Source organism: Streptomyces sp. NPDC043427 (assembly GCF_056436655.1).
Genome location: NZ_JBWKCC010000045.1, coordinates 42,195 through 65,515 on the forward strand (window position 1 = coordinate 42,195; position 23,321 = coordinate 65,515).

Consider the following 23,321-nt stretch of genomic DNA (forward strand, 5'->3'; position numbering starts at 1 on the left):
TCGCGTATACACACGTTGCATAGGCGCGCTGTGTGAAACGAGACGAAAGGCACGCATGTACGGCAAGGCATTCGCCCCCGAGTACCAGGGCGCCCTCACCGCCCTCTCCGTGAACTCCGACCTGGTCGACGTACTGGCCGCCGGCACCGAGCAGTTGCGGGCCGCCGAGCAAGCCGGGCACAGCGGGGAGGCGGCCCGCTCCGGGCTCGCGGTCGCCGAGGCGCACCGCCGGCTCGGTCAGGTGGGAGAGGCGGACCAGGCGTGGAAGGCGAGCTACCGCGCGGCCCGGGACGCCGGGGACACGGGGGCGATGGCGTGGGCGCTGTGGAGCGGCGGCACGCTGGCCCGCCAGCGCGGCGCGTTCCCGCTCGCGCGGAGGCTGCTGGGGCTCGCGGCCGAACTCGGTGAGCGGGGCGGCGACATCGTGGTCCGCGGCTACTCTCTGGCGGGCCTCGCCGAGACCGGCCGTATCCAGGGCGACTACGAGGCCGTCGGCAGGCTGCACGAGCAGTTGCTGGCCGAGGCCCGCAGGCGCGGCGAAGCGCGGCACACGGTGTGGGCCCTGGAGGGCATCGCGCAGATGCACCGCAACTCCGGCGCGTACGACACCGCGTACGCGTTGTTCGAGGAGGCGGCGGAGATAGCGGGACGCGCCGACGACCGGCGCGGGCACGCCTGGGCGCTGCGCGGGCTGGCCGACATCGTCTCGGTGCGCGACGGCGACACGGCGCGGGCCCTCGCCCTGCTCTCCGAGGCGGAAGCGACGTGCCGTGCGATGAGCCTGTCCAGCGCCCTGGCCTACAACCACAAGATGCGCGGCAACGTCCTGTACCGGGCCGGGCGTTACGCCGAGGCCCGCGACCTCTACGAGCAGGCCCTCGCGGAGTTCCGCGCGATGCGTGAGCCGCGCGGCGAGGCACTGTCCCGCCTGGGACTGGCGAAGTCCCTGGCCCGACTGGGCCGCGACCACACCGACACGGCGACCGAACTCGCCGAACTGGCGGGGATCCTGGAGCGGATCGGTCTGCGGCACGCACGGGAGATGGTGGCTCGGGCCCAGGATGAGCTCGGCGTGACGGTCGGGGACACGGCGGCCCAGGCCACGAGGGCCGCCCTGTGACCGCCCTCACCTCCGTCGAGCGGACCGCGCTGCCGCTTCCCGCGGTGCTCGCCCGCAGCCGCGCCCTCGTGCGGCCCGCGTTGCGTGAGGCCGTGGGGCGGTTGCATCCCTGGGTGGCCGAGATGGCCGGGTACTCGTTCGGGTGGTGCGAGGTCGGTGGCGCGCCGGCCGCCGACGCCGGCGGCAAGGGGGTGCGGCAGGCGCTGGCGGTGCTCGGGGCGGAGGCGGCCGGGGCGCCCGGTCGGTCCGGGGTCGCCGCGGCGGTCGCGGTGGAGCTGGTGCACACCTTCTCGTTGCTCCACGACGACATCATGGACGGCGATCCGACCCGGCGCCGCCGCCCCACGGTGTGGAAGGCGTACGGCACGGGGCCGGCCGTACTGGCGGGCGACGCCCTGTTCGCGCTGGCCGTCGAGACGCTCGCCGGGCATCCGTCGGGCGCCGGTGCCGTACGCCTGCTGTCCGGCGCGCTCACCGACCTGGTGCGCGGGCAGGCCGACGACCTGTTGTTCGCCACGCGCCCCTGGACGGGCCCCGGGCGGGTACGACCGGACGCCTACCGGGCGATGGCCGAGGCCAAGACCGGCTCGCTGCTGGGCTGCGCCGCCGCGCTGGGTGCCGCGCTCGGCGGCGCGCCCCCGGCGACGGTCGACGCCCTGGACCGGGCCGGGCGGCACCTGGGGGTCGCCTTCCAGGTGGCCGACGACGTGCTCGGGATCTGGGGCGACCCGGCGGTCACCGGCAAACCCGTCCACGCCGATCTGCGGGAACGCAAGAAGACGTTCCCCGTGCTGGCCGCCCTCGATTCTCCCGGCCCGGCGGCCCGGCGCCTGGCGACGCTGCTGGAGTCGGGCGGGGACCCGGGCGAGGCGGCCGTGCTGGTCGAGGAGGCCGGCGGGCGCGCGGCCGCACTGGCGGAGGCGCACCGGCATCTGGCCGCCGTGGAGTCGGCCCTCGCCGCCGTGCCGCTGGAGGCGACGGCCGTCGAAGAACTGCGGTCCCTGCTGGACTTCGTCGTACGTCGTGATCTGTGAGCCGTACGGCGTGATCTGTGCAAGGAGTTGCTCCCGCCGAGCCCTCGGGTCGGCGCGCCCGCGGTGTCGCAGCTGACCTACGCCCCTGTGCCGGCGCTGGTCGAGGACGTGGTGGTGGTCCCGGACCGGGAGGCCGTCCGGGGCTGTCCGGAGCTCGCCGAACACGCCAAGGCGTGGGCCGAACCTGCCGCGGGGTGCCTCCTGCCGGGGCCCGTCGGGTGCTGGAACGGATCGGCCCCGACGCCCAGTTGGGACTGGTGGTGTGCGGGGGCAACACGACGGCCGGGGACGTGATGGGCCGGGTGGAGCGCTTCGGCCCGCACCGGTAAATCGAAAAGGCGGTCGTATCTCATATATCGGCGCCCGGAGTTGGCTTCCTGGCGCCGACGGCTCGGTTTACCGCGGGTTACCACCAGTTCGACGTACGGATATTCGTACGGCGGCCCCTCGCGGCGGAATTGCCCGGGCGACGACGTGCGCGTGTACGGCATGGGCGCTTTTCGCCGCACATACGCTCGCCACTCCGCGCGCCACTCTTGAATGAAAGACAAGAAAGGGCCCGGAGTTGCGATTCCTTTGAACGCACACCGGCGCGCTCGCCGTACCACTGGGAAAGGGCCAGAACCGGGGGTTCAGCGAAGGGTGACCATGGTCAAGGCGCACGTCTCCACACACGGGTTGGTCGCCGGAAGGTACCGGCTCCTCGACGTGGTCCACCGGGAGACGAACCGTGTGTGCTGGTACGGCGAGGACGTCGAGACCTCCCGGCCGTGCCTGCTCACCGGCATCGGGCTGCCGCACGACGCGGGCGAGGAGACCACCGGCCGGGTGCTGCGCATGTCCGAGACGATGGCACGCCTGTGCCCCGGCCAGGTCGCCCCGGTGCTCGGTGCCCTGACGGAGTCCGGCACCCTGTGGACCGTCACCGACTGCGTCGACGGCACACCGCTGGGCGAACTCCTGGCCCAGCAGGGCACGCTGGGACATGTCAGGGCGGCCCGCATCGGCCTCGAACTGCTCGACGTGCTGGACACCGCGCACGGCCAGGGCATCACCCACGGCGAACTCAGCCCCGGGCAGGTGTTCGTGCGGGACCACGGCCCGGTCGTGGTCACCGGCTTCGGACTGGCGGGAGCGACCCTCGCGCCCCGGCTCACCGCACCGTCGTACGCCTCCCCCGAGCAGGCCCGCGACGAGCGCATCGGCCCCGCGGCCGACCTGTGGGCGCTGGGCGCGATGCTCTACACGATGGTCGAGGGGCGCCCGCCCTTCCGTGACCGGGGACGGCCCGAGGCCACGCTCAAGGGCGTGGACCGGCTGCCGCTGCGCACGCCGGTGCGGGCCGGCTCCCTCAACCAGGTCGTGCAGGGTCTGCTGCGCAAGAACTCCCGGGAGCGGCTGACCCGCCCGGTGGTCCGGGCGGCCCTCATCCGGGTCCTGACCGAGGAACCGGAGGGGGCGTTCGAGGAGGAGTCCGAGCCTCTGCTGCGCCGCGCCTACACGGCGGTCGTGCACGCCGGGCCCGGGTGGAGCGGGCGCACCATGGTCGCGGGGACGGCCCTGGCCGTGGTCACCGTCGCGGTCGCCGTCCTCGGCGCCACCGACCAGCTGTCCGGCGCCGACAACACGTCGTCCGACGCGCAGGCCCGCCCGTCCGCCTCGGCCGACGCCTCCCTGACCCCGTCCGCTCCGCCCACCTCGGGCAGTGCGTCGGCGCAGAGCCCGGACGGGCAGGCCACCCGGCCGCCCGACACGCCGACCGCCACCGCGTCGAAGTCCCCGTCGGCCTCCGCCTCGCCCTCGGCACCCCAATCCGCGCCCGCCTCCCCCGGTGGCCTGCCGTCCGGCTTCCATCGCTACGACGCCGCGGAGGGCTTCTCCGTCGCCCTCCCCGACGGCTGGAAGCGGCTGAAGACCGAGCGCCAGGGCGATCTGGCCTACCGCGTCACGTACGGCGCGGCGGGTGACGCGCGCACGCTCGCGGTGACCTACAGCGAGCGCGTCGGCCCGGATCCGGTCGCCGTCTGGCGCGACGACGTCGAACCCGGGCTGAAGAAGGAGGACGGCTTCCGGCGCATCGGCGACATCCGGGCGACGACCTACCAGGGGTACGAGGCCGCCGACATGGAGTGGCTCAGCGACTACCACGGAAGCCGCATCCGCACCTTCGGCCGCGGCTTCCTCCTCGGTGGCCACCGCGGCTTCTCGCTGCGCTGGACGGCACCGGCCGCCGACTGGGACGGCTCGACGAACCAGCGCGCCCTGGAGACCGCCCTGCGCGGCTTCCGACCGGCGTCGGACTGAGGGCGCACCGGGCCGGCGCGCCAGACGGTGTCCCCCGCCGCGCCGGCCCCCGCGCGATCGGCCGCCTGCCTCAGCCCTGCGACCGCGGCGCCCGCTGCGACCGGAGGGGGGCGCCGTGCAGCGGCTCGGTCGCCCAGCGGGCCGTGAACGTGCGGTCGGGGAGCGAGCAGGTCACGAGCAGGTGGTGCGGAGTCTCCAGGAACGCCACGTCGACGGTGAGGGTGTCGGCGTCGGTCCAGCCGCCGCTCACCGCGGTCGGAAGGGGGTCCTCGCCGACATTCCAGCCGCCGTCGCCGAGCGACAGCTCCAGCCGGTGCCCGTCCTCGGTGAGCGCGACCGTCCAGCCGTCCGCACCGGACGCGACGGCCACCGAGGTCAGGCGCCGCTGGGCCGCGCAGACACCGTCGGCCGGGGTGAACGCGGCGGCGGACCACTTCTCGGCCCGCTCCGGCGGTGCGGGCTTGCCGGGGGCGGGCGGCAGCGCGAGCCGGGTCAGGCGCTCCCGCAGAGCCGCGTCCGCGTCCTGGCCGTCGGGCAGCGGTCCGTCGGTGAAGGCGGGCAGCAGGTGCTCCCAGGCCAGGTTCAGCAGGGCCTGCATGTCCTCGGTCGCCGCGGTGGTCGCGATCACGGCGTCCTGGTCGGGCAGGACCACGCAGAACTGGCCGTACGCGCCGTCGCCGCGGTAGCCGTGCCGTGACTGCCAGAACTGGAAGCCGTAGCCTCGGTCCCAGTCCTGCCGGTCCTCCTCGGCGACTCCGACGCCCGTCGGGATGTGGGTGCGCGTCGCCTCGGCCACCCACTCCGGATCCAGCAGACGCTCGCCCTCCCAGACGCCGCCGTTCAGATACAGCTGACCGAGCCGGGCGACCACGTCCGTCGTGGCGTGCAGCCCGCTGAAGCCCAGCTCGCGGCCGGTCCGGCCACGCAGCCACGCCACCTCGCCGGCGCCCACCGGATCCAGCAACCGCGGCCGCAGGTAGTCGCTGAGCGACTGCCCGGTGACGCGCTGGACGATCGCGCCGAGGGTGTAGGTGGCCGGCTGGTTGTAGGCGAAGACGGTCCCGGGGTCGCGGTCCGGCGGCAACAGCAGGAAGCCCCGGACCAACTCCTCCCGGTCCAGCGCGCGGGCCCGCTCGTAGGTCTCCTCCTCGTGTCCGCTCGCCATCGCCGCGACATGCCGGACGAGCATCGCGCGGCTGCGCGGGTCGGTGATGTCGGCCTCGAACTCCGGGAAGTACGAGATCACGGGATCGTCGAGCCGGATCAGCCCCTCGGCGACGGCGAACCCGGCGGCCGTGGAGGTGAAGCTCTTGCTGAGCGAGTAGAGGAGGTGGAGGCGCTCGGGGGTGTAGGGCGCCCACCAGCCGGAGGCCACGAGATGGCCGTGGCGCAGGATCATCAGGCTGTGGGGTTCGATGTCCGGGGCGGCGTCGAGGGCGTCCAGGAAGGCGAGGACCCTGGTGGCGTCGACGCCCTGGGCGGCGGGCGTGCTCGAAGGCAACGGGCGAACACTCATACGGGCATCCTGCCCTGCTGATCGGACGGTGATCGAGGCGTTTTCCCCATCTCGTTTTCCTCGTCCAGGTCCGGGGACTCGCACCCCATGGTGCAAATCGGCTACACGATGATGACCGAGCAGGCCGGCCCCCGAGAGCTCGTGGACCACGTGGTACGGGCGGAGGAGGCGGGCTTCGACTTCTCGGTGACCTCGGACCACTACTTCCCGTGGCTGCGCACGCAGGGGCACTCGCCGTACGCGTGGGCCGTCCTGGGCGCCGCCGCGCAGGCCACGTCGCGGATTCCGCTGATGACGTACGTGACGTGTCCGACGTTCCGCTACCACCCGGCCGTGATCGCCCAGAAGGCGGCGACGCTGCAGTTGCTGTCGGAGGGCCGGTTCCGGCTGGGCCTCGGTTCCGGGGAGAACCTCAACGAGCACGTGGTGGGCGGCGGTTGGCCCGCCGTCGATGTGCGGCACGAGATGCTCGAGGAGGCCGTGGAGATCATCCGCGCGCTCTTCGAGGGCGGTCACGTCAACCACCGCGGCACGCACTTCGACGTGGAGTCGGCCCGGCTGTGGGACCTGCCCGACGAGCCGCCGCAGATCGGCGTCGCCGTCTCGGGCGAGCAGTCCTGCGCCCTCGCGGGCCGACTCGCCGACCTGGTCATCGCCACGGAGCCCAAGGCGGGTCTGCTGGAGGCGTTCGACCGGCACGGCGGCACGGGCAAGCCGCGCGTGGGCCAACTGCCCGTCTGCTACGACCCCGACCGCGACGCGGCCGTCAAGCGCGCCCACGCGCAGTTCCGCTGGTTCGGCAACGGCTGGAAGGTCAACTCCGAACTGCCGCACCCGGACGCCTTCGAGTCGGCCACGCAGTTCGTCACCCCGGACGACGTCGCCGCCTCGATCCCCTGCGGCGACGACCCGGACGACTTCGTCGAGGCCGTACGGCCGTACGCGGAGGCCGGGTTCACGGAGGTCGCCCTGGTGCAGATCGGGGGCGAGTCGCAGGCGGCGTACACCGACTGGGCGGCGAAGACCCTGCTGCCCGCGCTGCACGACGCCCTGGCCTGAGGTCGCCGCACGGGGATCCACGGCGAGCTGAGTAGCCGTACTCATGCCGCCGTCGCCGTGCGCCGCCACGATGGGGCTCCCACGACAAGGAGCCCCACATGTCCACTGCGCACCTGTCCAGGGCGCACCCGGCCCCGCGCCGCCGCTTCCCGCCCGTCCTGTCGGCGGGGGTGGTGGTCGCGGGGCTGGCCCTGTCCGCCTGGGCGCCGCACGACCGCATGACGTGGTTCCTGGAGACGGTGTGGGTGCTCGTGGGGCTGCCGCTGGTCGTGCTGGCCTGGCGGCGGTTCCCGCTGACCGACCTGCTGTGCTGTCTGCTCGCCGCGCACGCGCTGGTGCTCGCGCTCGGCGGGCACTACACGTACGCGCAGGTGTGCCGCTGGGCGACTGGGCGCGGGACACGTTCGGCCTGGACCGCAACCCGTACGACCGGTTCGGCCACTTGATGCAGGGCTTCGTGCCCGCCGTACTGGTGCGGGAGCTGCTCAGCCGGACCTCACCGCTGCGCGGCAGCCGCTGGCTCGCTCCGCTGACCGTGTGCGCGTGCCTGGCGTTCAGCGCGGTCTTCGAGATGTTCGAGTGGGCGGCGGCCGTGCTGGGCGGGCAGGCGGCGGACGCCTTCCTCGCCACCCAGGGCGATGTGTGGGACACCCAGTGGGACATGTTCTGCGCCCTGATCGGCGCCATCGTCTCGCTCCTGCTGTTGAGCCGCTTGCACGACCGTCAGCTGGCGGCGCCCCACCTCTCCCCTCACCGCGACGTGTAGCGGCGCCGCGTCCACAGGGGCAGCGCGAACCAGCACAGCACGTACCACAGGACCACCGCTGCCACCAGCCAGGGCACGTAGTCGTCGTGGGTCGCCACCCGCAGGACCAGCAGCAGCGCGGCGGTCATCGTGCCGAGCAGCAGCACCAGACCGACGAAGGTCAGCCGGGAGGCCCACTGGACCGCCTGGGGCTTCACCAGGCGCCCCGAGACCAGGCGGTGCAGGGAGACGGGACCGATGAGGGCGCCGGTCGCGCAGGCGCCCATGACCACGGTCACGATGTAGATCGTGTGGTCCGTGTCCCCCAGACCCCGGTAGACCGGCGTGAACACCACGGTGAGCAGGAAGCCGAAGAGGATCTGGACGCCCGTCTGGGCCACCCGGACCTCCTGGATGAGCTCCCCCCACATCCGGTCGGCTCTCTCCTCCTCCGTCTCGTTGCGTCCCCTGCGCCTGTTCTCACCGTCTCCGGTGACCGTCACCGTTCCTCCCGGGCTCTCGAACGTTCTTGCGTCCTTCTGCTCCCGCGAGTACCCCGTGAACGGCGATTCTGTCGGGCCGCCGCCGCCCGACCGTCCTACCAGCGGTCCTCGACCTGCTCCTTGATCCGCCGCTCGTAGAGGTCCCGGATCGCGGCCAGCGTGTCGTCGGACAGCTCCGGCAGCCGGGCGGCGGCCGCGTTGGCGCGAGCCTGCTCGGGCGAGCGGGCGCCGGGGATCACGGTGGTCACGCCGGGCTGCTGGACGACCCAGCGCAGGGCCAGCTGGGCCGGGGTGTACCCCTCGGGGGCGAGGGCGGCGAACTCGGCGGCCGCCTCCACGCCGGTGGCGTAGTCGACGCCGGAGAACGTCTCGCCCTGGTCGAAGGACTCGCCGTGCCGGTTGTAGGTGCGGTGGTCGTTCTCGGGGAAGACGGTGTCCTTGGTGTACTTGCCCGACAGCAGGCCGGAGGCCAGCGGCACCCGGGCGATGATGCCGACGCCCGCCTCCTGTGCCGCCGGGAGCACCTCGAGGAGGGGCTTCATACGGAAGGGGTTGAGGATGATCTGCACGCTGGCCACGCCCGGCCGGGCGATCGCGGTGAGCGCCTCGGCGCAGGTCTCGACGCTGACGCCGTAGGCGGCGACGCGCTCCTCCTCGACCAGGGTGTCGAGGGCGTCGAACACCTCGTCGCTGGAGTAGACGGGCGTCGGCGGGCAGTGCAGCTGCACCAGGTCGACGCGGTCGACGCCGAGGTTGCGCCGGGAACGGTCGTTCCAGGCGCGGAAGTTGTCCAGGACGTAGTTCTGCGGGATCTGCTCGACACGGCGGCCCATCTTGGTCGCCACCAGCACATGCAGGTCGGGGCGGCCGCTGAGGAACGTGGCGATGGTCTGCTCGCTGCGCCCGTCTCCGTAGACGTCGGCGGTGTCGAAGAAGGTCACCCCCGACTCGGCCGCCGTCTCCAGTACCGACAGGGCCTCCTTGTCGTCCACGTCTCCCCAGTCGGCGCCCAGCTGCCAGGTGCCGAGACCCACGACGGATGCGTGCTGACCAGATCTACGGAATTCGCGCTCGTCCATGGCGTCAGTCTGTCACCCGTAGCGCCCCTGCGCGGAGCCGGTCGCTCCGGCGCGGCACCTGGGAATCTTTCACCCACACGAGTGACGATGTTCGACAGGTGGGGATCACGTGTCAGCGGGCGCCTAGCGTGAGCGCGTGACTGATCGTTCAGTGAGCAACTTCCAGCCGGCAGAGCCCTCCTGGACCCGTCGGGGCTTTCTGCGCACCGCCGCCGCCCTGACTGCCGTACCCGTGCTCGTCGCGGCGGATCCGGCCGTCGCGGCCGAGGAGCTGCCGGACTTCCCGGCGGACGTCTCCCTCGCGCGCACCGCGTACCGCAACTGGGACGGCGAGATCACCGCGACCGGGCTGTGGGCCTGTGCGCCCGAGGCACCGGGGCAGGTCGTCGCCGTCGTCAACTGGGCCTGGCTGCACGGCTGGGCGGTCCGCCCCCGGGGCGCCTCGCACGGCTGGTCGCCGCTGACGATCGCGCCGGACACCCCGGCGGACGCCCGGGTCCTCCTGGTCGACACCGCCCCGCACCTCACCGGCCTGTCCCTGGAGTCGCCGAGCGCCGTGCGCGCCGGGGCCGGGGTCACGCTGGAGGCTCTGCTCACGTATCTGGAGGGCCACGGTCTGGGGGTCACGGCGAGCCCCGCGCCCGGGGACCTCACCCTGGGCGGCGCCCTGGCCATCGACGCGCACGGTACGGCCGTACCGGCGCGGGGAGAGGAGCGGTCGGCGGGGCACACGTACGGCTCGCTCAGCAACCTCGTCCTCTCGCTGACCGCCGTGGTGTGGGACGGGGCGAGCGGCGCCTACGCGCTGCGGACCTTCACCCGTGACGAGGCCGACTCCGCCGCCCTCCTCACCCATCTCGGGCGGTCGCTGGTCACCGAGGTGGTCCTGCGGGTGGGGGCAAACGCCAACCTGCGCTGTGTCAGCCGTACGGACATCCCGGCGGCCGAGCTGTTCGCTGCACCCGGAAGCGACGGGCGGGCCCTCGCGAGCTTCCTGGAGTCGGACGGGCGGGTCGAGGCGATCTGGTTCGCCTTCACCGAGTTCCCGTGGTTCAAGGTGTGGAGCGTCGCCCCGAGCAAGCCGCTGACCTCGCGCCGTGTGACGAAGCCGTATCCCTACCCGTTCTCCGACAACGTCCCCACGCCGGTGGCGGACCTGGCGGGGCGCATGGTGTCGGACGCGGCCTGGTATCTGGCGCCGGTGCTCGGCAACGCGCAGCTCGACGCGGCCTCGGCCGGGCTGGTGGCGACGCTGTCCGCCGACATCTGGGGGCCGTCGAAGAACACGCTGCTGTACATCAAGCCGACCACGCTGCGGGTGCACGCGAACGGGTACGCCGTGCTGACCGGCCGGGACCAGGTGCAGCGTGTCGTCAGCGAGTTCACCAGCTTCTATCGGGAGCGGCTCAGCGCCTACGCCGCACAGGGCCGGTTCCCGGTGAACGGCTCCGTGGAGATCAGGATCACCGGCCTCGACGACCCGGCGGACGCCGAACTCGCGGGCGCCCGCACGCCGTCACTCTCCGCGCTGCGTCCGGTCGACGGGCACCCGGAGTGGGACACGGCCGTCTGGCTGGACGTGCTGACGCTGCCCGGCACTCCCCACGCGGACGCCTTCTACCGGGAGTTGGAGCGGTTCCTGCTCGACACGTACGACGGCACGCACGCGCTCACCCGCGTCGAGTGGTCCAAGGGGTGGGGTTACACCGACGAGGCCGCCTGGAGCGACGAGGAGGTGCTGGGGACGGCCGTCCCCGCCTCGTTCGGCTCGGCGTGGGGCGAGGCGGCCGCCGCGCTCCGACGGCTCGATCCGCACCGGGTGTTCGACACCGCCCTGCTGGGCCGGCTCTTCGTGTGAGGCCGGCGTCCGGGCCCGGATCGTGCGGGCGGCCCGGGGCCCGAGCCACCGCTCGAACCGGCGCGGCACCTCCGCCGGCGGGCCAGTGCTCGTACCACTGGGCGCTGCGGCGGGTCGCGCTCCGGGCGGACAGCGGGGCCGCCTTGCGGTCCCGATCCGGTCTTCCGGCTGCAACGACGCCCGCACGCGGATCTGCTCGACCACACCGCGCACCACACCTTCGACACCGGCTGATGCGACACGCACCGGCGCCGGGGCGGTTTGCCCCGCAGGTCAGGGGTACTCGCGGCGACGTACCCGACAGAACGAAGGAGGAGACGACCGTGACGAAGGTCGAGGAATCCATCGAGGTCAGCGTCCCCGTGCACACGGCCTACAACCAGTGGACGCAGTTCGAGTCGTTCCCCGAGTTCATGAGCGGTGTGTCACGCGTGGAACAGCGCACCGACACGCTCACGCACTGGGTGACGGACGTAAGTGGCGTGCACAAGGAGTTCGACGCGGAGATCACCGAGCAGATCCCGGACGAGAGGGTCGCCTGGACGACGGTCGCCGGTGAGGCACGGCAGGCCGGCGTGGTGACCTTCCACCGCCTGGACGAAGAGCACACCAAGGTGATGCTCCAGCTGGACTTCGAGCCGGAAGGCATGAAGGAAACCGTCGGCGACAAGCTGGGGTTTGTGAAGCGGCAGACGAAGGGCGATCTCAAGCGCTTCAAGGAGTTCATCGAGGAGCGCGGCCGCGAGACCGGCGGCTGGCGCGGCGTGGTCACCTGAGCCACGCCGCCCGCGGTCACCCGACGGCTGCCGTCCGGCACTCCGGGTGACCCCAGCCCTGGTCGTTCTTGGCGATCTGTTCCCCGGCCGCGTACGTGCGTCCGCACATGCAGCGGCCGGGGAACTTCGCCTTGATCGTGCGGGACGACGAACCGCCGCCGCGCTGTCGGGGTGCCTTGGCCCCGGCGGCGCGGCGGCGCGTTGCGCCGGAGGCCCCGGAGGAGGGGGTGGCGGGCGAGGGCGGCGGCTCGGGGGAGCCGAGGGCGCTGCCCGCGGCCTCCTGGGCGGTCGCGGCCTGGCTTGCGGCGCGGTCGGCGAAGTCGTTGAGCGGGTCGCCGTCGACCTGGTGGGCGGGCACGTAGCGGAAGTCGACCTCGCGTCCGCCGAGCAGTTCGTCGATGCGAACGACGAGCTCCTGGTTGGCGACCGGCTTGCCCGCGGCCGTCTTCCAGCCGTTGCGCTTCCAGCCGGGCAGCCAGGTGGTGACCGCCTTCATCGCGTACTGCGAGTCCATGCGGACCTCGAGCGGCACGTCCGGGTCGGTCGCCGTCAACAGGCGCTCCAGCGCGGTCAGTTCGGCGACGTTGTTGGTGGCCTTGCCGAGCGGCCCCGCCTCCCAGCGGGCCGGGGCCTCGGTGTCGTCGGACACCACCCACGCCCAGCCCGCCGGTCCGGGATTTCCCTTCGATGCCCCGTCGCACGCGGCCACCACACGTTCACGCATGCGCACGATCATGCCATGACCGAAGGCGGCGTCGTGCCGTCGCTCAGGAGACGTCCGTGGTCTTCGGCATCTCGCCCTCGGTAGTGGTGACGTCGATCACCGAGAAGCTGGCGCCCTGCGGGTCGGTGAGGGCGGCGAACCGGCCGTACGGGGTGCCCATCGGCCCGAACCGGAGCGTGCCGCCGAGCTTGGTGGCCTTGGCGACGGCGTCGTCGCAGTCGGGGACGGTGAAGTACACGTTGATGTAGGGCGGGACCTCGGGCGGGAAGTCCTCGGTCATCTTCATCCGGCCGAAGGCCATGGCGTCGCCGACCTGGAACATGCGGAAGTCCATCGCGTCGTCCTGCATCTGCTTCACCCGGTAGGTGAAGACGGCAGGGAAGAACGCGTCCACCTTCTCGGGCTCGCGGGTGAAGACCTCGGCCCAGGCGTAGGCACCGGGCACACCCATCGCCTCGAACCCCTCGTGCCGCCCGGCCTGCCACACCCCGAACACCGCTCCGCTGGGTTCGCGGGCCAGGACCATCGTGCCGAAGTCACCGACCTGCATCGGCCCCATCAGCACCTCGCCGCCGTTGTCGCGGATCCTGCCGGCGGTGGCCTCAGCGTCGTCGGAGGCGAAGTAGAGGCACCACTGCGACGGGCTCTCCTGCCCCGGCATCGGCGGTACGACGGCGGCGACCGCCTTGCCGTCCGCGTAGGCCTGGGTGTAGTTGCCGTACTCCGACGACGCCTCGCCGAAGGTCCAGCCGAGTACGTCGCCGTAGAAGCTCTTGGCTGCCTCGACGTCGCTGAACATCGCGTCGGCCCAACAAGGGGCTCCTTGAGGTTGTGCGGCCATGGTGCGGCCCTCTTCCCAATCGGTGGGGTGCCCGGAACGGCTTGTCCGAATCATCACGCTAGCCACCCGTGCGTCCGCCCGCGCGCCGAATGCCTGCTTCCGCACGAGACTGGAGGTCTACGGCGGACGCGGGGGCGGTGGCATGGCGGACGAGACGATGGGCGCGTGGTCGGTGGTGGCGCCGGGCCCGGTCGAGGGCGGCTCACTGCGGCTGGTCGAGAAGCCCGTGCCCGTGCCCGGCGCCGACGAGCTGTTGGTGCGGGTGCGCGCGTGCGGGGTGTGCCGCACCGACCTGCACGTCACCGAGGGTGACCTGCCGGTGCGCCGACCGGGCGTGACGCCGGGGCACGAGGTGGTGGGTGTGGTGGCGGCGGCCGGGTCGGCGGTGAGCGCCTTCGCGGCCGGCGACCGGGTGGGTGTGGCCTGGCTCCGCCGCACGGACGGGACCTGCGCGTACTGCGCGCGCGGGGCGGAGAACCTGTGCCCCGACTCGCGGTACACCGGCTGGGACGCAGACGGCGGCTACGCCGCGTACACGACGGTGCCGGCCGCATTCGCCCACCCGCTGCCCGGCGGCGTCGACGACGTGGCGCTCGCACCGCTGCTGTGCGCGGGCATCATCGGCTACCGCGCGCTGCGCCGCGCCGCCCTGCCGCCGGGCGGACGGCTCGGCCTGTACGGCTTCGGCGGCAGCGCCCATCTGTGCGCGCAGGTCGCCCTGGCCGAGGGCGCCACGGTGCACGTCCTGACGCGCGGGGCCGCGGCGCGACGGCTGGCGCTGGACCTCGGGGCCGCCTCGGCACGCGACGCCTACGACCCGCCGCCCGAGCCGCTGGACAGCGCGATCCTGTTCGCCCCCGTCGGCGACCTGGTGCCGGTGGCGCTGCGAGCCCTGGACCGGGGCGGGGTGCTGGCGATCGCGGGCATCCACCTGAGCGACGTACCGCCGCTGCGCTACGAGAGCGAGCTGTTCTACGAGAAGGAGCTGCGCAGCGTCACCTCCAACACCCGCCGAGACGCGCGGGAGTTCCTGGCTCTGGCCGCTCGGCACGGCGTACGCGCGACCACGCACCCCTATCCGCTGTCGCGGGCCGCACAGGCCCTGGGCGATCTGAAGGCCGGACGTTTCGACGGGGCCGCCGTACTGGTGAACGACCTTTTCTGAGCGCCGCCCTCCGGCGTGCGGCGGCGGGGCCGACGCTCCCTCCGCCTCATCAGCAAGGTTTGCACCTCCAGGGCCCGAAGCCGCCCCTTTCACGCAGGTGCGCAGGAGCTGGCGAACGACCCCACCCACCTCCACCTGCCGCAGGTCGTGGCCGCGAACGAGCGGTGCGGGCTGAAGGCCGCCTGTCTGAGGTCCGTCGAGATCCACAACGAGATCATGGCGGCGTTCGAGGAGGAGTCCGCCCTCCTGTCCGCCACCTCGCCGCTCGTGGAGCGCTACGCCCGGGGTCTGTCCGACTGGGTGGCCGGCAACCACGAGTGGCACGCCACCAACACCCGTCGCTACCACCTGCCCAACTACTGGTAATGAGCGTCTGCTTGACACGAAGTCACACGCACCAGCACGAGGAGTCACCGTTGACCACAGCCCCCACCGCCGACACCTCGACCACCACCGTGCCGACCCGGTCGACGTACCAGAACCGCGTCGCGGACTACTGGAACGCCGAGGAGAACCCGGTCAACCTCGAACTCGGAAAGATCGACGACCTGTACCACCACCACTACGGCGTCGGCGAGGCCGACTGGTCGGTGCTCGACGAACCCGACCCCGATCTGCGCCGGGAGCGGATCACCGCCGAGTTGCACCGGCTGGAGCACGCCCAGGCGGAGCTGCTCGCCGGCATGCTCGGCCCGCTCACGCCCGCGGACCGCGTCTTCGACGCCGGCTGCGGACGCGGCGGCGGCAGCGTGGTGGCGCATCTGCGCTACGGCTGTCACGCCGACGGAGTGACGATCTCCGCGAAGCAGGCGGAGTTCGCGGGCGAGCAGGCCCGTAACCGGGACATCGACGCCAAGGTCCGCTACCACCACCGCGACATGCTCGACATCGGCCTGCCGAGCGGCGCGTACACGGCGTCCTGGAACAACGAGTCGTCCATGTACGTCGAGCTGGACCTGCTGTTCGCCCAGCACGCCCGGCTGCTGCGCCGGGGCGGGCGGTAGTGGTGATCACCGGCTGCTACAACGACACGTACGGACAGGCCTCGCGCGAGGTGTCCCTGATCAACGCCCACTACATCTGCGACATCCATCCGCGGTCGGCGTACTTCCGCGCCCTGGCCCGCAACCGGCTCGTGCCGGTGCACGTGGAGGACCTGACCGAGGCGGCGATCCCCTACTGGGAGCTGCGCAAGGAGGCCGAGCACCTGGTCACGGGCATCGAGGAGACGTTCCTCACCGCCTACCGCAACGGCAGTTTCCAGTACCTGCTGATCGCGGCCGACCGGGTCTGAGCGACTGGCAGGGCGTCGAATCCGGTCGACAGCTCGGCGGTCGGAAGGGTGTCATGGGCCGTGTGCGCGCCATGAATACGAAGACGCGACCGGACGAGATCGACCTCGCCGCCCCGCTGGCCGCCGGGTTGATCGCCGAGCAGTTCCCGCAGTGGGCGTCGCTGCCCGTTCAGCGGCTGAGGTCCTCCGGCACGCAGAACGCGATGTTCCGGCTCGGCACGGACTTCGTGGTGCGGCTCCCCAGGGCGGGCCGCCCAACCACCGGGGTGTCCCTCTCGCCTCCCGGGACGAGTTCACCCGTTCCGCGATCGCCCAGCTGGAGGGCAGGACCGACAAGGCCGCGGTGACGGCCCTGTGGGAGGAGGCCCTGCGCGTCCCGCAGCGCACCGCGCCGCCCGTGTGGGCGCACGGTGATCTGTCGCCCGGGAATGTACTGGTCAGGGACGGGCGCCTGGCGGCGGCGGTGATCGACTTCGGCACAGTGGGGGGTGGGCGAACCTGCCGTCGATCTGATCGTCGCCTGGAACCTGCTTCCGCCGTCGGCCCGCGCCACCTTCCGCAAGGCGGTGGGCGCGGACGACGCCGAGTGGGCACGCGGGCGGGGCTGGGCGCTGTCGTGTCGATCTCCCTCATCCAGTTGCCGTACTGCTCGGACACGAACCCGGTGCTCGCCGAGAACTCACGGCATGTGATCGGGGAGGTCCTGGCCGAGGACCCGTAGGACCTGTCAGCCGACAGGCCCTGGGGTCACTCGCCCTCGTACGCCTTCTGCAGGGCGGCGATGTCGAGCTTGCCCATGGCGAGCATGGCCTTCATGGCTCGGGCGGCCTTCTCCTGGTCGGGGCCGGTGACCATCTCCAGGAGCCGGCTGGGCACGACCTGCCAGGACACGCCGTACTTGTCCTTGAGCCAGCCGCAGGGGCCGGGCTCGCCGCCTCCCTCGAGGAGCTTGTTCCAGTAGAAGTCGACCTCTTCCTGGTCGGCGCAGTCGATCTGGAAGGAGATCGCCTCGTTGAACTTGAACTCGGGGCCGCCGTTCAGCGCGACGAACTTCTGGCCGTTCGCCGTGAAGTCCACGGTGAGCACGGTCCCGGGGGTGCCCGGTCCGGCCTCGGTGTAGCGGGTGACCTTCCCGACGCTGGAGTTCTTGAAGATCGACACGTAGTGGTGCGCGGCTTCCTCGGCCTGGCCGTCGAACCAGAGACACGTGGTGAAACCGTCGGTGGTCATGAGTACCTCCTGGGGCGTGGAACGCGGTCACCTGTATCGACCGATCCTCGGCGCGGAACTCATCGGTCGGGCCGCCGATCCATCCGGACGGCCTCAGCACCGACCGCGACCAGCATCCCCGCCATGACGTCGTCCCCGGCGCGAGCTGTGCGTGTTCATGGCTTCCAGGAATGGCGGGACATACCGCCGAACCTGCAGCAACTGGCACCGGACACGTCCACGTGATCAAGACCCTGCACCGCTCACGGAGGACGCAGCCCTGCGCGAGCAGGCCACCAAACACTCGGCCGTCATCATCCCCCTCGACTGCACCCACTTCATTTCTGAGTGAAGACCCCTTGGCTCTACAGGTCATACGTACGCGCTTGCTTGTCAGCCATTAGCGACACCTCAACGCGCGAACTCGGGTACCTTCTCCGTGGGCAACGTGCGCATTTTTCGAAGCGGTGACAGGAAGCCAGGAAGGACACTCAGCGTCATACCGGCTGCACCAATCCACAAAGTGCCTGCCGCTCCGAACACAGAGCCCGAGGCTCCACCCAAAAGCCCACCGACAGGAATGCCACCCCAGGAAACAAATCGAGCTGTTGCGCTCATCCGGCCCAGAAGCCGATCCGGCGTCAGGGCCTGTTGGAAGCTTGACTGAGTCACCACGCGGACGACTCCACCCAGTGAAAGAGCCGCGAGTCCGATCACAGCCACGTACACGCTCCAACCCGTTCGCGCCAACGGCATGAGCACGGTCAACGGACAGGTGACCAGCGACGCGAGCCAGATGACCGGACCTTGCCCGACCCGCTCGGAGACCCTGGTTGCCAACAGTGCGCCCAGCAAGGCACCACAACCCATTCCCGACAGAATGAGGCCGATACCAAAGGACTGGAGGCCAATCTCCCGCTCCAAAAAGACCAGCAACATGGTTTGATACATGACCAGGAAGAGGTTGAATATGACATCCCCCAGCATGATTGCACGTAGGGTAGGGGACTTGATGACGAACTTCAGCCCCTCCTTGATCTCTCGGGCCAATTGAGGGTGATCACTCGGCTCAGGCTCCTTTTCGCGTTTCCGGATGGTGATCGCGAGCAGTCCCGACATAGCCATGCCGGCCGAACTCGCCAAAAGCGTTGCAGGAGCTCCGACCAGGCCGATCAGTGGCCCTGCCACCGCCGGCCCGCTGATACTGGTCACCGAGCGTATGGCCGACAGTTTTGAGTTTCCTTCCACGAGATTGCTGCGTCCCACCAAGTGCGGGAGATAGCTGACGTACGCAACATCGAAGAAGACAGTCAACACTCCGTGAACCAAGGCAACTGCATAGAGCCACCAGATGGTGAGAAGGCCCGCCCACCACGCCACCGGAACCGTCAAGAGGAACAGCGCGCGAGCGAGATCAGTGCTGATCATCACCGATCGCTTCCGCATGCGGTCCACCCACGCGCCTGCTGGCAACCCGAGCAGGAGTGATCCTGCCGTAGTCATCGCGGTAAGTAAGCCCACCTGGAACTCATCGGCACGCAATGGCGCGATGGCAACCAGAGGCAAGGCCAGAAAGATGATGCGGTCGCCCAATTGACCGAGTGCCGTGGCAGCAAACAATCGCCCGAAGTCCCGATTACGTAAGAGGCCGAGCAGGGAGGATTTTGCCATGGAATACCCTGCTGTCGAATTTGCGACGTCTCTCTAAACGGCTTCAACGACTACGGACAGTCGACTCCGAACTCGTAGACCACTTCCCGGCGGACGTCCGGAATGACCATGTCGGCCGTTTCCACCGGACGTCCGTCCGTGTCGAATATGGTCCGCTCGATCTGAAGCACGAGGTCTCCCACGCTGATCCCCAGGAGGTTCGCCTGCACCTGGGTGGCACGAGCCGGGCGCGGCACTTCGACCACAGTCGAAATGACCACGCCGATGGAATGCATGCGCTTGACCACTCCCTTTCCCGCCAGGGGACCCATCTCGGGCAGCACAATCGGCGTTCCGTCCGTGATAGCCATCGGCTCCCAGGATTCGGAAAGCTGGACGGGTTGCCCGTCGGCGAGGAACTCGTAATGCGTACGGACGCAGAGGTCCCCGGGGTTGATGGTGAGCCGCTCGGCGATTGGCTCGGGGGCGGGGACGCGCACCTGACTGTGGGAATCCCAGGCGTCGGCCCTGCCCCGCTCCCTCCTGTCGGGCCAGAGGGGAGAGCCCTCCCGGCGTTCGCAGTGCCGCGAGCGGACCAGCCGCAGGCGCTCTCGCGGTTTGCGGACGTAGGTGCCCGAGCCGGCGCGTCCTTCGAGGAGACCGTCGATGATCAAACGGTCCATGGCCCTCTGCATGACGTTGCGTCCGACCCCGTACTCCACGGCGAGCCGTGCCCGGGACGGCAGGCGCTCCCCGATCTCCCACTCTCCCGCGAGAATCCGTGCGCGCAGCACGTCGGCTACTGCGAGGTACGGCGCCTCTCGGGGCATGGATGATCCTCCGGTTGTCCTGCTCTGCGGCAGCTGGTCATTCCCAGGGGGCGTTGGCAAGCTACTGCACCAGGAAAAAGCTGCTGGAGTAGAAATACGCTCCGAGCTCATGCGCCTACGGAGGTGGTCGGCAGGCAGACCAAATCGACCTGCGGACCGGCCGCCAAGGCGTGGACCTCGTGCCGGTACGGAGGGGGAAGAGGTCCGGCAGGACGACCAGCTTCTGCCGGCCCAGCGGATGCGCAGGACTGGCGGAAACCGGGAACTCCTGGCAGTCGTGCACGGGCGGATGGTGACGTAACGAACCGTTACGGCGCGTCGTACCTGCTCGTGGCGCTCTGCACGGGGCGGATAACCGCCTTGCCGGAGTCGAGGTCAACAGAGCTGGGGGGTGCACCGGATTCGGCGTCGTCCCGGAGGACAAGTTGGCGTTCCCGCTCCTGTTGCACGTGTCGCTGCGACGGATGGAAGAGCTCGCCCCACGCCTCAGCAGTGGATGCTCCGCCGCCGCCATGCCAGCGCCGCCGCCGGCCGACCCACGCAAAGAGGGACAGCCATAGAAAGATGACGACACCGCCAGTCGCAAGGAGCAAGGGTTCTCGCCTTTCCGGACACCGATGGTTCGTGCTGAGAGTCTGCTGACCCGCGGGGCACGACCGCCAGTACAAGCCGAGCCAATGACTTGGCGGTAAGAGAGGCAGCTCAGCCGCCGGTGTCTCATGAGACACCTCGCAGTCTGGAGAAGGACGGGTTCAGGGTCCTGGTCTCAGTTTTCCGGGCGCCAAGCTGCGGGTCTTCTGGCGGGAAACCCGGGAAGGGCTCGTCGTTCGAGCCGGAGACATGGTTGACCGACTTGTGGGAGGTAGTTCTTCGACGACGTCCCCTTGACCATGCTCGTCCCTCTGCTGTCGCCTGCCGATGGGGACTCTCAACGTGCGGGCGAAGCGACGGTGAACGTGGCCTGTTGGTGCCACACCGATCACGCCACCCATGCCGTCGACGCCCTCAGACTCGCGGTCGGAGAGGAGACCTCACTGCCCGAGGCCTTCTGTTCCGGCACTGAACGTCTGACCGGCTGGCTGGCCGATTCTCACGACGCGGACCACTGGCGTGCCAAAGCGGGACTGCCTCCCCGCTGGACCCGCTGAGGGTCCGGCGCCAGACACGTTCATCCGTATCTGAGCTTGTTCTTTAACCTTTCAACCGCTGTAGGGCGGTAACGGTCTTCTCGCGGCGGACGGTTTTGCCCACGTCATAGCGGGGTGCCCGGTGCTTGTTCGGAGTGCCGGGCGGTCGCCCGGGGCCGGGCCGGTGCGGTTTTGGTGCTCTGGCGGGGCAGGGCATGTGCTGGCGGAGGTTCCGAAACGTGCGCCGGACCCGCGCGGGAGTGAGCCGGTGTGGTGCGGCCGGCTCCTCCCACGGGTGTCGCAGATCAAGAGTGATCGGGCGGGCGAGTCTGAGCTGGGTGTAGGCGGCGATGATCAGCCACGTCCACCGGTCGGCCGCCTCGGGTTCTCGCAGCCGGGGCCGCGTCCAACCCAGCGTCTGCTTGAACAGGCGAAACGTGTGTTCCAGATCGAAGCGTCGCAGGAATGCCTGCCAGGCCCGGTTGACGTCCGCATTGTCGGTGCCAGTCTTCGAGGACCACAACCACACCGCCGGAGCCGCCCGTCCTTCGACAGGTGCTCAACCTCCAGCCGGATCAGCGTGCCCTCGACCAGCGGGAGTTCGCCATCATGGTCCAGCCAGGCGGCCCGATGAGTCAGACGCGGGTGGACCCGGTCCCACGCCTGCGCGGTCGCCTTGCCGTAGTTCGCGGTGGCAGTGCGGGGGGTGACGGCGGGCTCGGGCCAGGTCTCGGGCTTGGCGAAGCGGAACTCCGGGCCATGCTTCGGCGGGCGGCCGCCCTTCGGGTCGTAGACACGCGGCGGCTTCGGCAGCCGCATCACACGGTCACCGCGAACACGGCCGACCAGCTCAACGGGCAGATCCCGCAACACCCAGGCCAGACGGGTCACGTCGTAGCCGGCGTCCGCCACGATGACGATGTCCGGTTCACCCGGAGCCCACTGCCCCGCCGCGACAAGCCGTTCGACAACGCCGCGGAGCTGGGCGGCGGTAACCGCGGTGGCGTCATCGGCCGACCCCGAACGGACCGCGTCCAGAATCTGCGTCCACGAGGTGGAGCCCATCTCCAGCACGGCGACGAACGAGTACGGCCAGCCGAGGATGAACTGCGAGGCCGTCTTCGCCCGCCCGTAGACGTGGCAGAACAGGCGGTCCGGCGAGCACGGCGCGTCCGACCGCAACCACGGCGACACGTCGACGGCCAGGACCAGGCGCCCGTCCGGGAAGCGGGGCAGCGACAGGCCAGCCAGCGACGACCGCAGCCGGTCAATGTTGATCCGGCCCTGGTTGAGGCCGTCGTACATCGCACCGTGTCCACGGCGGTGTTCCGGCAGGAGGGTCAGCTCGACTGCCGAGTGCACCGCGCCGGGCGCACACAGCACTGCGTCCGCCAGCTCGAACAGCTCATCACCACGTCCGGTCAGACACGCGTATAACTCGTCCCGGAAGCGTGACGCTTCTCCTACGGCGGCTTCAGGCAGCAGACCCACTCTCACGACCTTCGTCTCGTTCAGCACACCTTGATCGGAGTACATGATCAGACGAAGGCCGCCTCAGCGGCAGGAGAATGCCCAGGTGAGCGGTTTAGTTCGAGGACCGTTTCGACACTGGAAGGTCGAACAGGCCCGCTACGCGGGTGCAGTCGATGAGTTTGGGCGGCGATAGGGGTCTGATGGAGGACACCCGATCTCTGGAGGCTGCCCATATGGCTGAACCACACGTTCTGGAAACTCGGAAAGCTCTGGAACGGGCGATCCAGGTCGAGCGGTTGGCGCTCGCTCAAGACCTCGCCGAGCTCAGCGAGGCCCAGTGGGCGAAAGTATCACTGTGTGAACGATGGACCGTGGAGGAGGTCGTAGCCCATCTGACGGCAGGTGCCAGCACGAGGATGTGGCGCTGGCTGCTGAGCATGCTGGCCGCGCGGTTCGACCCCGATCTGCACAACGACCGACGGCTCGCAAAGCACCGTGGTGCTACACCTGAAGAGACCTTGCGGCGATTTCGCGAAGTTGTCGCCGGGCCCGCCGGGCCGACAGGACATACTGCGGCCTGGCTGGGCGAGATCGTCGTCCACAGCGAGGACATCCGCCGGCCATTGGGTCTTGTGCGGACACCCCCGGTGGCCACGACGACCGCCGTGGCCCGGTTCTTCGCCAGCCGCGATTTCACCGTCGCGAGCAAGACTGCACTCGCGGGCTTGCGGGTCGAGGCCACAGACGGACCGTTCACCACCGGCTCGGGGGATCTGCTCCGGGGGCCGACCCTCTCGCTGGTGATGGGGATGGCAGGCCGCGCAGCGGCCTGCGAGGACCTTGAGGGGGACGGTGCGGCAGTCCTGCGCGCCCGACTGCGCTCAGGTTAAAGAACAAGCTGAGTACGTGTTTCTGAACCCTGAGCTTCTTCGAGCTGGCCACCGATCAGGTGACGGTCCATGAAGCGCAACGAGCGAGGCCCCCGAGCTGTTGATCGAGATGTCTGACGTCTCA

At 70.4% G+C, this 23,321-nt stretch carries 18 protein-coding genes and 6 pseudogenes; 14 read left to right on the forward strand and 10 right to left on the reverse strand.

Annotation, left to right across the window (positions count from 1 at the left end; translation table 11 throughout):
* Positions 1–55 precede the first annotated feature (55 nt).
* The 4 genes and pseudogenes from AC067M_RS42965 to AC067M_RS42980 all read left to right on the forward strand — a co-directional run bounded on the left by AC067M_RS42965 (position 56) and on the right by AC067M_RS42980 (position 4,458).
* Positions 56–1,120 (forward strand): tetratricopeptide repeat protein, encoded by a 1,065-nt coding sequence (locus AC067M_RS42965; RefSeq protein ID WP_478702439.1) that lies wholly within the window; start codon positions 56–58, stop codon positions 1,118–1,120.
* Entirely contained in the window at positions 1,117–2,154 is a 1,038-nt protein-coding gene (locus AC067M_RS42970; protein ID WP_478702440.1) for a polyprenyl synthetase family protein, read from the forward strand. The genes AC067M_RS42965 and AC067M_RS42970 overlap by 4 nt, the downstream gene beginning before the upstream one ends.
* Before the next feature lie 48 nt (positions 2,155–2,202).
* Positions 2,203–2,483, forward strand: a pseudogene (locus AC067M_RS42975) (threonine/serine dehydratase); the annotation flags it as partial.
* A 319-nt stretch (positions 2,484–2,802) separates the two neighbouring features.
* A complete protein-coding gene (locus tag AC067M_RS42980) occupies positions 2,803–4,458 on the forward strand; it encodes a serine/threonine protein kinase (protein ID WP_478702441.1) in 1,656 nt (551 codons plus the stop codon).
* 70 nt (positions 4,459–4,528) lie between these two features.
* Here AC067M_RS42980 and AC067M_RS42985 read toward each other — a convergent pair whose 3' ends face one another.
* Positions 4,529–5,974: a serine hydrolase domain-containing protein gene (locus AC067M_RS42985; RefSeq protein WP_478702442.1), complete on the reverse strand. Its 1,446-nt coding sequence runs from the start codon at positions 5,972–5,974 to the stop codon at positions 4,529–4,531.
* An 87-nt stretch (positions 5,975–6,061) separates the two neighbouring features.
* Here AC067M_RS42985 and AC067M_RS42990 point away from each other — a divergent pair, with 87 nt between their 5' ends.
* Both AC067M_RS42990 and AC067M_RS42995 read left to right on the forward strand, forming a co-directional pair.
* Positions 6,062–7,033, forward strand: a complete 972-nt coding sequence (locus AC067M_RS42990) for an LLM class F420-dependent oxidoreductase (RefSeq protein WP_478702443.1) — start codon at positions 6,062–6,064, stop codon at positions 7,031–7,033.
* A gap of 98 nt (positions 7,034–7,131) precedes the next feature.
* Positions 7,132–7,766 (forward strand): annotated as a pseudogene (locus tag AC067M_RS42995) (DUF2238 domain-containing protein); the annotation flags it as partial.
* A 17-nt stretch (positions 7,767–7,783) separates the two neighbouring features.
* Here the strand turns inward: AC067M_RS42995 and AC067M_RS43000 are convergent.
* Both AC067M_RS43000 and AC067M_RS43005 read right to left on the reverse strand, forming a co-directional pair.
* Complete coding sequence (locus AC067M_RS43000) at positions 7,784–8,209, reverse strand: DUF6328 family protein (protein ID WP_478702457.1); 426 nt, start codon at positions 8,207–8,209, stop codon at positions 7,784–7,786.
* A gap of 167 nt (positions 8,210–8,376) precedes the next feature.
* Entirely contained in the window at positions 8,377–9,360 is a 984-nt protein-coding gene (locus AC067M_RS43005) for an aldo/keto reductase (protein WP_478702444.1), read from the reverse strand.
* A gap of 136 nt (positions 9,361–9,496) precedes the next feature.
* Here AC067M_RS43005 and AC067M_RS43010 point away from each other — a divergent pair, with 136 nt between their 5' ends.
* Positions 9,497–11,218, forward strand: coding sequence for a cholesterol oxidase substrate-binding domain-containing protein (locus AC067M_RS43010; protein WP_478702445.1), 1,722 nt, complete (start codon positions 9,497–9,499; stop codon positions 11,216–11,218).
* Between the two features lie 323 nt (positions 11,219–11,541).
* Positions 11,542–11,994, forward strand: coding sequence for an SRPBCC family protein (locus AC067M_RS43015; protein WP_478702446.1), 453 nt, complete (start codon positions 11,542–11,544; stop codon positions 11,992–11,994).
* 16 nt (positions 11,995–12,010) lie between these two features.
* Here AC067M_RS43015 and AC067M_RS43020 read toward each other — a convergent pair whose 3' ends face one another.
* Together AC067M_RS43020 and AC067M_RS43025 are read right to left on the reverse strand one after the other, a co-directional pair.
* Complete coding sequence (locus tag AC067M_RS43020; protein ID WP_478702447.1) at positions 12,011–12,730, reverse strand: ribonuclease H family protein; 720 nt, start codon at positions 12,728–12,730, stop codon at positions 12,011–12,013.
* 31 nt (positions 12,731–12,761) lie between these two features.
* The gene (locus AC067M_RS43025; RefSeq protein ID WP_478702448.1) at positions 12,762–13,559 is read right to left on the reverse strand and encodes a VOC family protein; all 798 of its coding nucleotides are present in this window, start codon (positions 13,557–13,559) and stop codon (positions 12,762–12,764) included.
* 157 nt (positions 13,560–13,716) lie between these two features.
* Between AC067M_RS43025 and AC067M_RS43030 the strand changes: the two genes are divergently transcribed.
* From AC067M_RS43030 to AC067M_RS43050, 5 genes and pseudogenes are all read left to right on the forward strand, one after another.
* Entirely contained in the window at positions 13,717–14,724 is a 1,008-nt protein-coding gene (locus tag AC067M_RS43030; RefSeq protein ID WP_478702458.1) for a zinc-binding alcohol dehydrogenase family protein, read from the forward strand.
* Between the two features lie 102 nt (positions 14,725–14,826).
* Positions 14,827–15,090 (forward strand): annotated as a pseudogene (locus tag AC067M_RS43035) (family 2 encapsulin nanocompartment cargo protein terpene cyclase); the annotation flags it as partial.
* A gap of 50 nt (positions 15,091–15,140) precedes the next feature.
* Positions 15,141–16,018, forward strand: a pseudogene (locus AC067M_RS43040) (geranyl diphosphate 2-C-methyltransferase).
* Positions 16,019–16,169: 151 nt separating this feature from the next.
* Positions 16,170–16,445: pseudogene (locus AC067M_RS43045) on the forward strand (hypothetical protein); the annotation flags it as partial.
* A 159-nt stretch (positions 16,446–16,604) separates the two neighbouring features.
* Positions 16,605–16,739 carry a hypothetical protein gene (locus AC067M_RS43050; RefSeq protein WP_478702459.1) on the forward strand — a complete coding sequence of 45 codons (135 nt, stop codon included), beginning with the start codon at positions 16,605–16,607 and terminating at the stop codon, positions 16,737–16,739.
* Between the two features lie 26 nt (positions 16,740–16,765).
* Here the strand turns inward: AC067M_RS43050 and AC067M_RS43055 are convergent, their stop codons facing one another.
* The 5 genes and pseudogenes from AC067M_RS43055 to AC067M_RS43075 form a co-directional block, all read right to left on the reverse strand.
* Entirely contained in the window at positions 16,766–17,248 is a 483-nt protein-coding gene (locus AC067M_RS43055; protein ID WP_478702449.1) for a VOC family protein, read from the reverse strand.
* A 390-nt stretch (positions 17,249–17,638) separates the two neighbouring features.
* On the reverse strand, positions 17,639–18,898 hold the full coding sequence (locus AC067M_RS43060) for an MFS transporter (protein WP_478702450.1): 1,260 nt from the start codon (positions 18,896–18,898) through the stop codon (positions 17,639–17,641).
* A 50-nt stretch (positions 18,899–18,948) separates the two neighbouring features.
* On the reverse strand, positions 18,949–19,707 hold the full coding sequence (locus AC067M_RS43065) for a GntR family transcriptional regulator (RefSeq protein ID WP_478702451.1): 759 nt from the start codon (positions 19,705–19,707) through the stop codon (positions 18,949–18,951).
* Between the two features lie 308 nt (positions 19,708–20,015).
* On the reverse strand, positions 20,016–20,435 hold the full coding sequence (locus AC067M_RS43070; RefSeq protein ID WP_478702452.1) for a DUF6191 domain-containing protein: 420 nt from the start codon (positions 20,433–20,435) through the stop codon (positions 20,016–20,018).
* Between the two features lie 463 nt (positions 20,436–20,898).
* Positions 20,899–22,370: pseudogene (locus tag AC067M_RS43075) on the reverse strand (NF041680 family putative transposase).
* Positions 22,371–22,540: 170 nt separating this feature from the next.
* Here AC067M_RS43075 and AC067M_RS43080 point away from each other — a divergent pair.
* Complete coding sequence (locus AC067M_RS43080) at positions 22,541–23,197, forward strand: maleylpyruvate isomerase family mycothiol-dependent enzyme (protein WP_478702453.1); 657 nt, start codon at positions 22,541–22,543, stop codon at positions 23,195–23,197.
* The last annotated feature ends 124 nt before the right edge of the window (positions 23,198–23,321 follow it).

What these genes read in the sequence shown, in the direction of transcription:
- AC067M_RS43060 (WP_478702450.1), bottom strand. Translation starts at nt 18,898, where the DNA reads ATGGCAAAATCCTCCCTGCTCGGCCTCTTACGTAATCGGGACTTCGGG.
- AC067M_RS43055 (WP_478702449.1), bottom strand. Translation starts at nt 17,248, where the DNA reads ATGACCACCGACGGTTTCACCACGTGTCTCTGGTTCGACGGCCAGGCC.
- AC067M_RS42990 (WP_478702443.1), top strand. Translation starts at nt 6,062, where the DNA reads ATGGTGCAAATCGGCTACACGATGATGACCGAGCAGGCCGGCCCCCGA.
- AC067M_RS43080 (WP_478702453.1), top strand. Translation starts at nt 22,541, where the DNA reads ATGGCTGAACCACACGTTCTGGAAACTCGGAAAGCTCTGGAACGGGCG.
- AC067M_RS43065 (WP_478702451.1), bottom strand. Translation starts at nt 19,707, where the DNA reads ATGCCCCGAGAGGCGCCGTACCTCGCAGTAGCCGACGTGCTGCGCGCA.
- AC067M_RS42980 (WP_478702441.1), top strand. Translation starts at nt 2,803, where the DNA reads ATGGTCAAGGCGCACGTCTCCACACACGGGTTGGTCGCCGGAAGGTAC.
- AC067M_RS42985 (WP_478702442.1), bottom strand. Translation starts at nt 5,974, where the DNA reads ATGAGTGTTCGCCCGTTGCCTTCGAGCACGCCCGCCGCCCAGGGCGTC.
- AC067M_RS43005 (WP_478702444.1), bottom strand. Translation starts at nt 9,360, where the DNA reads ATGGACGAGCGCGAATTCCGTAGATCTGGTCAGCACGCATCCGTCGTG.
- AC067M_RS43025 (WP_478702448.1), bottom strand. Translation starts at nt 13,559, where the DNA reads ATGGCCGCACAACCTCAAGGAGCCCCTTGTTGGGCCGACGCGATGTTC.
- AC067M_RS43020 (WP_478702447.1), bottom strand. Translation starts at nt 12,730, where the DNA reads ATGATCGTGCGCATGCGTGAACGTGTGGTGGCCGCGTGCGACGGGGCA.
- AC067M_RS43030 (WP_478702458.1), top strand. Translation starts at nt 13,717, where the DNA reads ATGGGCGCGTGGTCGGTGGTGGCGCCGGGCCCGGTCGAGGGCGGCTCA.
- AC067M_RS42965 (WP_478702439.1), top strand. Translation starts at nt 56, where the DNA reads ATGTACGGCAAGGCATTCGCCCCCGAGTACCAGGGCGCCCTCACCGCC.
- AC067M_RS43000 (WP_478702457.1), bottom strand. Translation starts at nt 8,209, where the DNA reads ATGTGGGGGGAGCTCATCCAGGAGGTCCGGGTGGCCCAGACGGGCGTC.